General features: G+C 61.3%; 13 protein-coding genes. 2 read left to right on the top strand and 11 right to left on the bottom strand.

Features of this window, described 5'->3' with window-relative positions:
* Positions 1-13: 13 nt before the first annotated feature.
* From OO12_RS26850 to OO12_RS10520, 3 genes are read right to left on the bottom strand one after another with little or no spacing between them, the layout of a single operon-like run.
* Positions 14-514 (bottom strand): alpha/beta hydrolase, encoded by a 501-nt coding sequence (locus OO12_RS26850; protein ID WP_235364746.1) that lies wholly within the window; start codon positions 512-514, stop codon positions 14-16.
* 32 nt (positions 515-546) lie between these two features.
* Entirely contained in the window at positions 547-966 is a 420-nt protein-coding gene (locus OO12_RS26845) for an alpha/beta fold hydrolase (protein WP_160296778.1), read from the bottom strand.
* 5 nt (positions 967-971) lie between these two features.
* On the bottom strand, positions 972-1,301 hold the full coding sequence (locus OO12_RS10520) for a cupin domain-containing protein (protein WP_034158648.1): 330 nt from the start codon (positions 1,299-1,301) through the stop codon (positions 972-974).
* A 95-nt stretch (positions 1,302-1,396) separates the two neighbouring features.
* On the opposite strand from OO12_RS10520, the gene OO12_RS10515 reads away from it, so the two are divergent.
* Positions 1,397-2,284 carry a LysR substrate-binding domain-containing protein gene (locus OO12_RS10515; RefSeq protein WP_052215732.1) on the top strand — a complete coding sequence of 296 codons (888 nt, stop codon included), beginning with the start codon at positions 1,397-1,399 and terminating at the stop codon, positions 2,282-2,284.
* A 145-nt stretch (positions 2,285-2,429) separates the two neighbouring features.
* Here OO12_RS10515 and OO12_RS10510 read toward each other — a convergent pair whose 3' ends face one another.
* The 7 genes from OO12_RS10510 to OO12_RS10485 form a co-directional block, all read right to left on the bottom strand.
* Complete coding sequence (locus tag OO12_RS10510; protein WP_082006468.1) at positions 2,430-2,801, bottom strand: serine hydrolase; 372 nt, start codon at positions 2,799-2,801, stop codon at positions 2,430-2,432.
* A 332-nt stretch (positions 2,802-3,133) separates the two neighbouring features.
* Positions 3,134-5,008, bottom strand: coding sequence for a S8 family serine peptidase (locus tag OO12_RS10505; RefSeq protein ID WP_235364745.1), 1,875 nt, complete (start codon positions 5,006-5,008; stop codon positions 3,134-3,136).
* Positions 5,009-5,510: 502 nt separating this feature from the next.
* Entirely contained in the window at positions 5,511-5,690 is a 180-nt protein-coding gene (locus OO12_RS10500) for a DUF5837 family cyanobactin class RiPP (RefSeq protein ID WP_034158646.1), read from the bottom strand.
* A 127-nt stretch (positions 5,691-5,817) separates the two neighbouring features.
* Entirely contained in the window at positions 5,818-8,163 is a 2,346-nt protein-coding gene (locus OO12_RS10495; RefSeq protein WP_200887439.1) for a TOMM precursor leader peptide-binding protein, read from the bottom strand.
* A gap of 78 nt (positions 8,164-8,241) precedes the next feature.
* Complete coding sequence (locus OO12_RS27995) at positions 8,242-8,580, bottom strand: hypothetical protein (protein WP_152616352.1); 339 nt, start codon at positions 8,578-8,580, stop codon at positions 8,242-8,244.
* Between the two features lie 4 nt (positions 8,581-8,584).
* On the bottom strand, positions 8,585-8,800 hold the full coding sequence (locus tag OO12_RS10490; protein WP_034158645.1) for a cyanobactin biosynthesis system PatB/AcyB/McaB family protein: 216 nt from the start codon (positions 8,798-8,800) through the stop codon (positions 8,585-8,587).
* A gap of 19 nt (positions 8,801-8,819) precedes the next feature.
* Entirely contained in the window at positions 8,820-10,787 is a 1,968-nt protein-coding gene (locus OO12_RS10485) for a S8 family peptidase (RefSeq protein ID WP_034158644.1), read from the bottom strand.
* A gap of 330 nt (positions 10,788-11,117) precedes the next feature.
* Between OO12_RS10485 and OO12_RS28515 the strand changes: the two genes are divergently transcribed.
* The gene (locus OO12_RS28515; protein WP_034158643.1) at positions 11,118-11,360 is read left to right on the top strand and encodes a hypothetical protein; all 243 of its coding nucleotides are present in this window, start codon (positions 11,118-11,120) and stop codon (positions 11,358-11,360) included.
* A gap of 401 nt (positions 11,361-11,761) precedes the next feature.
* On the opposite strand, the gene OO12_RS29110 is transcribed toward OO12_RS28515, so the two are convergent.
* The coding region (locus tag OO12_RS29110) for a hypothetical protein (protein ID WP_235364744.1) at positions 11,762-11,946 on the bottom strand (185 nt) is incomplete at its 5' end.

Raw genomic sequence — 11,946 nt, 5'->3', positions numbered from 1 at the left:
CCGGCTCGAGCGCTCACTGCAGCTTGTGTTCCGTCATGAACGCGGAGACCAGGGCAGCGACGGGGTCCGGGTCCTCCAGTGTCGCGAAATGGACAGTGTCGAGTATGTGCACCTCTGCGTGCGGCGCGTCGCGGAGATAGGCCAGGGCGCCGGGCGTCGTGAAGAAATCGTCCCGGCTGCCCCAGATCACCAGCACCGGTAACGTCAGCGAGCGCAGCAATGCCTGCCACCGGGGATAGCGCACCACGTTGGATCCATAGTCGAACCACAGGTCGTTGCGCGCTTCGATCACGCCAGGACGTTGTTCGGACGCTGTCATCAGCAACTCGGCATCGGGACTGAGCGCCGAATCCTCAGTCCAGTTCTCGGCAGACGGAAATCCCAATCCCCTGGCATAGGCGGTACGTCGCCCGTCGATGACGGGGTTACGCTGCCTCCAGTGGCGACGCAATTCGCCCTCCGGGTCTTGCGCGGTCGGGAAACCGTCGAGGTGGATCACCCCGTTCTGGACCATGATCGCCGTCACCGTATCCGGGTGTGCCTCGATCAGCCGGAAACCGACGGCACGCCATAGTCCTGCATGTACAGGGCATAGCGGTTGATCCCGCGCGCCTTGAGGAAGCCGGCGACCGTCGCCGCGAGATGGTCGAAGTCGTAGCGGTATCGTGCGCGGTCCGGGGCATCGGAATAGCCGAACGACGGATAATCCATCGCGATCACATGCATTCCCTTGTCGGCGAGCCGCCGCATCACCTCCTCGTACATGATCGACGACGCAGGATTGCCATGGAGGAAAACGATCGTTGACCCGTTGGCCGGCCCGCCCTCACGAAAGAAGAGATGAACCCCCTCGACGGACTGCCAACTGTAGCGCAGGTGTTCCGCATGGGCAGGTGCCGCCGCGAAAATCATCGCCGCCGCCGACACCAACAGCGCGAGCATCCTGAGCGGGCGCTCGAAGATCATCCCCATCAACCCCGACCCGACGGGAGGTGCAGATTGAACCCGAATAACCTGACCCCGGTTTTCGTCTGTGGCCGATGGCTGCTGTCGGGGCCGAAGTGGAGGAAAGTGCCGGGCCCGAAGCGCTGTTCGTCCTCGATCAGCTCGCCGCTCACCACCAGGATGTCCTCGCCCTGCACGTCGTGATGATCGACATATGGCCAATGAGCGCCGGGCGCCATGTCGACGACCCAGATGCGGACGCCGACGCGCGAGGGCAGGTCGCGTCGCAGGCAACCTGGGCCGATGATGACCGGGGTCACCCGGTCAATTTCGACCGGCAGGAAATTTGCAGTCATACCAACCCTCCACAAGAAGCGATCCGCTGCTAGGCTGTGGAATGCACCCGTGATACGTTATCAATATGCCTGCTGATGTGCAATTTACTCACAGCTTGGCGGCGCTGCCGGCGACCGAGGCGTTCGTCGCCTTGCTCGGCGCTGCGCGCTGCGGATCGCTGTCCGCGGCGGCCGAAGAACTGGGATTGACCCATGGAGCGGTCAGCCGCCGCATTCACGCCGTGGAGCGCTGGCTCGGCGCGCCGGCGTTCGAACGGCATGGACGCGGCGTACGACTGACGCCGCTCGGTGCGGCACTGGTGAGGCGGACGGAACGATCGCTGGGTGCGCTGGCCGACTTTGCATCGAGCGGGCGCATGCCACGGGAAGTCGCGACCGTGCGGGTCAGCGTCCTGCCGTCATTTGCCCGCCTGTGGCTGATGCCGCGACTCGTCGCGCTGCAGGGTTCTCCGATCGACTTGACCGTCCAGTTCGTAACGGAGCACCGCATGACCCGGCTGGACCTGCGCGAAGCTGACCTCGCCATCCGTGTCGGAACTGGCGGCTGGACAGGCGTGGCAGCGGAGAGGTTGCTCGATGAGGTGATCGTTCCCGTTGCCACCCCCGCGATCGCCCGGGCAGTGGGAGACAGCCCTGCGAGAATCGCCGACCATCCGCTGCTGCACGACACGGACACCCGCGACTGGCGTGACTGGATGGCAGTGGCGGGCCTCGATTATCGACGTGACCAACGCGACCGGCATTTCGAGGACTATGACCTGCTGGTGGCAGGGGCGCGCGCCGGCCTCGGGATCGCGCTTGCCAGGCTGCCCTTCGCGCAGGCAGCGATTACCGAGGCCGGACTTGTAACGCTGCCCGGCCCGGCCGCGCCACGCGAGCGCGGCTTCTGGATCGTTCGGCGGCCAGGGGAGGCGCGTACGCACGTCATGCGGCTGGTGGAACGGCTGCATTGCCTTGGCAATGCTCATCGCCAGGAAGGATAGCGCAGAAGGGGAGGCGATCGACCGGCCATGTCCGCTTCCGACGTGAGCGCGCCCAATGCTGCTGAAAGCACCCGACACAGGTGAACAGCAGCTATCCCGAAAGCGACCGCAGGTTCATGGTCCGAACGGAGCGGTATTCCTCGGTTCAGCGCGTCTCATTCGTCCTTGCGATGAGCGCGAGTTTCCTGTCGAACTCCTCTCTCTCGAGCTGTGCGAGGATGATTCCGGTCATCGACTTGGTAACCGAAGCGATGGCGAACAGCGAATCGGGAGCGACCGCGGCACCGCTGGTCCGGTCGGTTACGCCTTCCTGGTGGCGGTAGACGATCTTGCCATCCTGCACGACGGCGACGCTGAAACCAGGCACGCCGAGTTGAACGGCGATGCGGTGGAGCCTTGCGGTGAAACCAGCGTCTGAACGTTGTGCCTGCGCAGGCACGGCAAGGAGCAGGGCGAAGAGGACCGCTAGAATCCGCCTCAGCATACCGATGCCTTTCCCTGATTTGGTCGGCAGCATACTATGGAGCGGTCACCTGTCCAGCGTACGTCCTCTGCTGTGTGGCGGCAGCGAGCTTAAGCGTCGCCGCATTCGCATATCCGCTTCCCATCCGAAATCGAACGCTCCATCTGCAAACCCCGTCACCTCTGCGGGTGAAAATTCAGACATCCGCACCCCGACTGCGGCTTCTACTCATTTTGGCAGTTGACCCCAGATGGCCTGCGCCGAGCGCGTGCGCGTGTTGGAGTTCGATTTCTCGGTTGCGCCAACTCTCAGCGAGCGCTTGCCCGTCAAGGGGGAGAGGATTTTCACAGATAGGGTGTGAGCGTCCCTCAGGAGCAGTCAATCAGCTAACGACCGCGCTTTCTGAACCAGGATTTCACATTGCCGACTGTGAGAGGCACGATATCGGATACATCAATCGTGAACTCAAAAATCTTCGCCGCGCGTTTCTCATCGCCGGAATCAAAAAACGTCAAGGACACGTCCCAACAATCACTATGCATTCGACACAACGGACTCTGTTTGACGACCATAGTGTCGAACTCACGGCCTTCGTCGATGGCCTCAGCGAAGACCGATGCCGCCTGAAATAGGTTCGTCGCCGCAAAATTCATTGCGCGATCGCGTGACTTCTGGCCAAGATTGTGCAGATCGAAATAGATTCGATTGAGGAAATCGGTCAGCGCGTCCTGTAGCAACCGGCTCGCCCGACTCTTCCGTGCGCCGTATATCCTGTTCACCGCATCGCCAACCAGCGCGTTGATTTTCCAGCCGTAAATACCGCGCAAGTCGCTCACGGCCACGATGGGTATTCTGGCTTTTGAATGGAGTCTGATCGTCTCGCCGGTCCGACGACCCGGAATGCTGATCCGCTCGATGAAATCGGTGGTCTCTCGCGCCGCGGCCTGGCCAGCCAGGAGTTGGAGGAAAACATCGTATATCGCGTCGTCGAAGGGACCGTCGGGCACGAGCCCGTAAACCGGCGTACCATCGATCACCAAGGTCCAGATGAGGCAATCGCGTTCGGTGGGGTTCGCCTCAAGATACTTGATCAAGTCTCCCACGACACGGGGAGTCGCGGGATCCAGGCCGCCAAGCCTCGCCTCTCGATCCATATATTGCTCGAATTCCTGCACCCCTATCTCGGATCCGAAATCGTAGGACAAGCTACCAAGCGCATAGACCAAGCCCGAATGCGCGGTGCTGGGCTCAATCGAGCCCTCCCCTGCGGCACGCACCGCGGCTTGCGCCGGGGCGGCGAGGGGCGCCCCGGGCGCGGCGGACGGCGCCGCAGCCGCCTTAGGCGTCTCTTCAGGCAGCGCGGGGGTGATGCTGGCAACGACGCCGGATCGAGGCGCCGCTGCGGCCTGCTCGGTCGGGCGACCGGCGCCGCCGGTTGCGAACAAGGTGCTATAGGTCGCGGGCAGGTCGATCACACCGCGAAGACAGCGTTCGGGCTCGCCGGATACGTCGGGATCGCAGGCGCGCGCAGTGTCGAGCAGTGCCGCGCGGATCGCCGCCGCATCGATCGGGCGACCGGTCTGCAATTGCCGGCTCATCAACAACGCGGAGATTCCGGTGACGATGGGCGCTGCTACGCTGGTACCCATCTCGCGAACCGGCGTTTCGGTGCCCGGCTGCGCGCCGATGACCTTTTCGCCCGGCGCCATGATGCCGTTGCTCGAATGGTGCCCACCCCAATTGCTGAACTTGAATGGCGCGCCATCGTCCTTCAATGCGCCGACCGCGAGCGTTCCGGGGAGCACTGCGGGAATACAGCGGCATTCGCCGGCATTGTTGCCCGCGGGCGCGATGATCAGGATATTGTCGTCGACGCATCTCTGGATCGCGCGTGCCAGCAGTTCATGGGGTGCGTCGGTCTGGGTCGGCACACAGGCTGAGCAGTGGATGATGTCGGCGCCCAAGCCATGCGCCAGATCGAGCGCACGGCCCAAGTTGAGCGGTGATAGAAATTCGGCCGGATCGCCCGCTTCGTTCAGTGGCACGATGATCACCCGGCAATCGGGCGCAATCCCAAGCACCGGTGCGCTGAGCTGTCCCGCGATGACGCTGGTGATGTGGGTTGCGTGACGGTCCACCATGAACCGGAACAGGAGACTTGGCGAGAATGCGGCCAGGAATCGCTCTTCCTTCTGCTCATTCGGCAGGTCACTCTCGGCGATCTCGCGGAACAGCGCGTGTTGCTCGACGGTGATCGGCACGGCGCGGTCGTGCCAATCGGGGTATAGCTTGGTGATCCGGCTGCTGCGAAGCGAGGACAGCGTCAGGTCGGGATCGCCGTCGAGAATGACGATGGTGACTCTCGGATCGCCCAGGGTCAGGCTCCGCAGGTCGTTAAGGCCCGAAATGCGGTCGTCCAGATCGTGGCGGTATCTGATGCCATGCAAGTGCGTCAGGGCGGCTTTTGCCAATGAACGATTCTCGACGTCGCTGCCCGACGCAGTCACGCGCCTCGCACTCGACGGTCCGACGGCGAAACGGGAAAAGACGTCGGTCGTCGCTTCGCGTGACGGTTCCGGAGGCGCATCGCTCATCGGACTTCCCTTCCGCCTGATAGTCGCCACATCTGTTCCACCGCTGGACTCGCTGTTCGCTGGCCGGGAGAACGTCCGCCATCAATGTGGCGGACGTTCCGTTTCACAGCCCGACAGATCGTCACGAGATGTACCTAGCGACGATCCGCTGGTTGTTGCCGTCGATCCCTTATTCGGGGCTTCCCGAATAAGCGCAGGTCACGGTGGCCGAGATGCCGCACGGCAGGGTAACACTGACCGAGGGAGTCACGCCGACGAGCGTTTCTTCCGACAGTTCGGCCAGCAGGTCGTTGCCGACGACGTTACGAGCGACAGGCGCAGTCTGGATCGGTCTGATTTGAGTATTCATGTGACTTACTCCTTGGGCTAAGTGACACAGGTTCGACCGCTTCGAGTGGGCCGCGCAACTCCTTCTTCCATCGGAAGAAGCTCGGGCGCCGTTGGATCCCGCTGCCCGCGGAATCTCACGGCGAAGACTAGAACGGCATCGGCGTGCGGTTGAGCGAAGCCTCCGGTGTCGGCTCCCTCAGCCAACTCCGCTCAACAGGCACAGTGTAAAGGCGCCCCTGCGCGAACCGCCGCCAAAAGAAGCGCATGCCCGGCACGACTATCTTGACAACATTGAGTCCAATGTCCGGCCGGGTCAGGTCGAGAACCAGAACCTCGAGGCCGACGCGCCGGGCAGCCGCGATTGCCGCCTCGACATCATCGCGAATGTCGTCGGTCTTGATCGTAGCGAAATCACCTGATTTCCTGGCCGGCACTGTCAGATCGGGCATCAGGAACGGATTGTCTTCCAGCCTTGCCTTGATCAGCCATTCGGCGCTTTCGGGGTCGATCTGCTCGTCTGGGATCTTGTCGAGCTCGAGGCCGACTTGGCTCATCTCTGTCAATGAGCGGGTGATGGCGATCGCGGGGTCCAAATCCGCGCCAAAGCCGATGATCAGGCGCTCGGACTCTCCCGTAATCCTTCGCGACACCGCCGCCATTACGGGGATTCCCAAATCGGAGGTAAGGTCCAGCACCCATATTTCCCGACCGATATCGCGATAGAATCGCTCAAGATCGCGGAAATAAGGGTCGTCGAAGCTTGCCAGATCGACGGCGGGCCGCCTCAGGCAATTGTACCACCAAATCGCCGCGCAATCGCGTTCGACTACTTCAAGAAAGCCCTGGTAGATCGCCTCTTCCAGCGTGTTGCCGGCGGCGTTCCCATTCGAATCCGCCCGGCAAAACTCGTGATCTCTTTCCTGCGGATACCAGAGGTAACAATAGGCGGTCGGCAAGAATTTTCGGCGGCCCTGCGTCAGCGACCAGACCGGGGTCCACTCGATCGATCGGTCGGGGTCGAACCGCTGGGGTATCCAGTTGTTGCCGACTGTCAGCGAGGCGTTCAGGGCCTCCCGATCGACATATTGCGCCTCGCTGATGAGCAGGCAGCTTTCCGGATGGACCGCGGCATCGCCAAGCGCCGCCAAGGTGCCTTCGATCCGGGGCTCGTCGCCTTGATAGATGAAGGAATAGCGTTCGATCGCCTCGCAAAACCCGCTGGCGCGTGCCTGGGCGTCGGTCTTGCCCTTGCCAGAAGCGGTGTGCCGGAGGATCCGGCGCAAACCGCGCAGCGACCCTACGACCCCCATGCTATGGCTGGACTTGTAGGTGTTGACGAGGCAGCTGGAGGGATCGGAAATCCGCGACAACTCCATCACCACCCCGGAGACCGGGCTGATCAGATGCCCAAAGCGATCTAGTGTCTGTTCGGGCGAAACCGAGCGATGGCCGCCATCGTTGTGGCCTTTCGGGGAAGATTTCAGTTCGATCGGCTCGAAGCCTCGCCGTCCGACCAGCTGGGGGTCTCCGCAGCTGGGGCATTGTGGGCGATGCGGCAACGCATGCGTTCGGTGCTCGTGGGTTAGCTGGTCCAGCGTCAGGATCTTGCCCGCCAGCGTCTCAGCCTTTGCCGCCCCATGATCGGGAAGCCCTATTGATCGCACCGCGACCCATTTGGCGATTTCCGTCGTCGCCCAGTTCAGCGCCAGTGCCATCGTCGAAGGCAGGATCGATAGCGACGTCGGCAGACAGTCGCGTTGCCCTGCCAGGGCTTTGCGCTGGCGGATGATCGACGCTTTCACTTCGGTGTTGCCGCGAAGGCGTTGCGCCAGACACTCCCAGCAGCCGGTCTCGCCCGGCACGAAGATCGGGCCGAGCCAAACCACGCTGCCGGCCGGCTTGACCAGCATCCAGGGGCGCCCAGTTTCCAGCGCGGTGCGATTGATCTGCTCGATTTCCGGGCGCAGATAGTCGTCGGTCACGACGACGTGCAGATCGGGCAGCATAGCCGCCACCCCGTTCGCCGTTCCCGCATCGTCAACGGTCAGGCCGGCCTGCAATAGCAGTGCCGCGAGCGGTTCGACGAACGCCTCGCCAATCGCCGTCAACGCGATGCTGCTCTTTCGCAGGCGGACCGCGACGTCGCACGGATCGAAGCCAAGCTCGCTCCAGAACGCCGCCACGCCAGGAGCAAGCCCGTGTGTGCCGTCGTCAAGATAGCCAAGGCGATCGAGCCGCTCGATGACCTGATCCACGATATGCGGCGCGACGACATCCGCCAACAAGCCATAGATGTCTTCAACGGAGTGCCGACCATCGAGTAGTGGCGCAATCATACAATATAGACGACCGTTTAGAACATGGGACGTGTGCTCACCGAGCAGATACACATGCATCGGCTCAACAATCTCGACACTGAAATGCGATTTGATCTGCGGCATTGCGAACCGCGTCTCATCGTTGTCGATCGGGTTTCTGAGATCAGGTAGCATCGACGTAATCTAGGCCTCTTCAATTTTCAGAGATCAAAGGCGTCGCCACGAGATGCTTGATCGAAGAACAGGCCAATATCACGCCCATATCCTGCCCCTTCGAAATGAAGCTTTCGCGCGATCAACACCATCATCCGAACCTGCGTCGGTCGCGACGGCGGAATTGAACAAACCTCCCGGCATCGCCGACAGGGAGGACTTTCGAATTTGGAGAAACGAGCCGAAACTCATCCCCAATCCCCCGGGCTGTCGCCAATCCTTGGGGGTATACGAAGGTTCGCTGGACTTCTTTGTCAGAGCTTTTCTTGCCATCTCGAAAATCCCTCGTTGACGTTGCTCGGCTACGCGCGGCCACGCCTCGTGTTGCGAGACGGCCGTTCGGCTGCCGTTGCCGGCTCCGATGGACTTGGCGCTCATCGCATTATCCCAAGCCCGAATACCCAAAGGCCGAACTCATGACCTGTTCGTAGCTCGGTGAAACGAAAGGCGCCGGATCGTTGTAATTCGCACCGTGGATCAACAAGATACCGATCGACAACAGGTCGGCCTGCGCTCCGTTCATCAGGTCGACGCATGTCGACGGATCGACAAAATGTGGACGCGTCACCGGCTTGGAAAGTATTGGTTTGATGTCCATGACCGCACACTCCAGAAGATCAATCGGCTGAAGTCCAGGATCGCACTTCACCCATCGTGACTGGAATGAGGTCGCTTACGTCGACCGTGAAGCGGTAGATCCTCTTCGCGCGATTGCTGTTTTCCGGGTCGAAGAACTTCAGCTTTACGTCCCAGCAGTCGCTGTCCATTCGACAGAACGGGCTCTTCTCGACCGAAATCTCGTCGAGCTGCATTCCCGCGACGAGGGCGTCGCTGAACGTGGTCGCGACCTGAAAAGCGTTGGTGACGGCGAAGTTTAGCGCACGGTCATGCGACGTCCGTCCAAGGTTCCTCAAGTCGTAATAAACGCGGTTGAGGAACCCATCCAACGTCAGGCGGATCACCCCGTCCAAGGCCGAGTCCGACTTGCTGCCGGCACTGAGATTCAAGGCGCTATCGATCAGCGAGTTGGTCTTCCAGCCGTACATTCCGCGGGTGTTTACCGGCTCGATAACTGGAACGACTTGACCCGAAAACAGCCTCACGGTGCGCCCGGTCAGCAACCCGGGAATGCTCACGCGTTGAATGAAGTCCGGATCGGTCTCCGCGAGGATTTCACCGGCAAGCATGGCGCGGAGAACCTCGTAGACGTCGCGGGCGAACGCACCGACTGGCTCGATGGCATAGACAGGCGTCAGCTCGATATTCAGCGTCCAGATCAGCGATCTGGCTTCAGCCAGGTTGTTCGCCAGATAATCGACCATCTGGCGCGAATCATAGGGATTCGCCGGAAGCTGATTGCTCGGCGGCATCAATTGCTTGAAGGAATCGCGCCGCGCCTCGCTTCCGAAATCATATCCCAGGAGCCCGAGCGCATAGACCATGCCAGTAGCTGTGCTTGTGTCCGGGGCGGCGCTCGCCGTCACGGCGCGCGCCGCGGACGGTCGCTCGCCGGCGTCCGGTCCCGAACCCCTATCGCGCAACCCGCTGCCGCCGACGGCGCTCGAGGCGAGCGAGCGTGCCTCTTCCAGGAATGGCGCGGCCGAAGGTGAAGCGCCGCCATGCCATCCGTCGGCTTCGGCCTGCGTGATCGCCTCTGGCTCGTGCGCTATTTGATCGCCCTCGTCGCACGCGCATTGAGGACTAACGGCTGCGCTCACAGTGTTCGACGTCGTAGTCATCTGTCGCCTCCTCCCGGTTAACAATTTGAAAGCACCTGCTAAATTCAATTTTCCCGCCAGACACCGGCCGGAAGCATTCAGTTCGACTCCGTCGCACGATCGTGCGCTCTCGAGCAGCAACTGCCGGATTTGGTGAGGATCCGGCGTTTCGCCGCGATCGGCCTGATGACTCAACAGCAGCGCGGCGGCGGCCGTTACAATCGGCGCCGCGAAGCTCGTGCCGCTCCTGCGCGCTGTTCCACCACCAGGTTTGGCGCCAAGGATGTTTTGCCCTGGGGCCATCAAGCCCGCCGCGCGGTAGGCGGCCCCCCAGTTGCTGAACTCCAGGGGTCTATCTTCGGAATCCAGCGCACCGACAGCCAACACCATCGGCAGCGCCGCTGGTACGTGCAGGCATTCGCACCCGTCATTTCCCGCGGCCGCCACAACCAGGACATTGCGATCACGGCACAGCCGCATGGCATTGTGCAACCAGACGTCGGCCTCACCCTCGTCGGTTAGTTGACCACCGCTGATGTTGATGATGTGAGCACCGTGATCAACTGCCAGTTCGATGGCGCGCGCTAAATCGAGTTGCGAAACACTCCGGCGCGCCTCACAGAAAACCGGAATTACAATTCCAGTACAGTGTGGCGCAAGTCCTTCAACATCACTACCATGCTGGCCGAAAATTATGCTTGTAATATGAGTTCCATGAGCAGCCATCGCGTCTGTCAACGGAACTTCAGATGGAATCAAACTATCTATCTGACTAATAGTTGACGATCGAAAACAATCATGTTCGAGATCAACTCGGCCATCCAGGACAGCGATGCGTACGCTCCGACTGCCCAGTCCGGGAGGCATGACTCTAGTTTCCCCTAAATTATGTCAGACTAGACTCGCACTGCAAATACTTTAGTTGCGATGGCTGGCATCACCTAACACACATTCAGAGTCAAGCTGTGTTTTATATTCAAAATGGATGTTAATTTCTTGTGTTTATCAGAACTCCGTGATGATCAGGCGCACTGTGGCAAGGATCTTTCACGGTCTTGAAGTAACTCTTGCTGCAAAATAGAAGTAGAGCCACTGGTATTAGGCGAGCAAAGACCGCTGGTTCGACTGCAACGGTGATTCCCGTTAAGACCTTCGCGGAGGCGTGCCGCGCGACGGGCTGACAATTGTGTCCGCCACGTGCCGGTCGCGATCCAGCGGCCGGGCGAGTGCTCCCTGCGGCGCTATTTTCTCGAACGCGCGTGCCAGGCGCAGGTGACGATGCTCGCTGCCGGTCTCGATCGGCTCCTCGCGCCGCCGGATGGCGTTGCCGACAAGGTCAGGCAACAGACCCCGCCCGCCGGAGTCGCGAAGGCCGAGGCACTCGCCTGGCCCGCGCTGCTGCGTCGGCTCGACCGGCTCGATCCGGGCTTTCGGACATAGTCATCGGGTGCAAAGTCCCCGAAAGGAGTGAATTTTGCTCCTTCGTGCGTTCATCCTGCCCGAGCTCTATCGGCGCAATCCTCAAGCGCACTGAAACGACGACCGCCCGGGCCATTCGGCGGCGGATGCCTTGCTGCCAATCTCCAACGACGACGCAACCGTCGAGAGCGCCCCATTCGCATTGAACTCACAGGCGGTAGCTGTCGGTAGCTCACCGTCCTGAAAACGACCGTTCATTCTCAGGCCAGGAGAACTGAACAATCTCTCCGATTCGAACACTGATTGGCCGCTCGGGGCGGGGAACGCCAAACCCCTGCGCTGCAAGTAAGATCTGTCGCGCTTCTATGGCCATGCGTGCCAGTGCCCACGTGCGCCGTAGGTTGTTTGGGCTCCACTCGCGATTAGCTGGTTGAGAGGCCGATATGGGTCTTGGGCGCTTGAAAGTGGACAGTCCGCTTTCGTTGAGAGTTTCGGACGCCGCCAGGCGTCGGAAAGTCTTCGGTGCCCGAACCCGCGGGCCGCAGGCGATGCTCTATGGGGATTTCGATATCGGTGGGTGCCGGGCGGTGGTGGACGCTGCCGATAT

Origin of the sequence: Sphingomonas sp. ERG5 (genome assembly GCF_000803065.1) — a bacterium.
Classification (GTDB): domain Bacteria; phylum Pseudomonadota; class Alphaproteobacteria; order Sphingomonadales; family Sphingomonadaceae; genus Sphingomonas.
The sequence above is the reverse complement of the archived record's forward strand: the minus strand, read 5'-3'. Positions and strand labels throughout refer to the sequence as shown.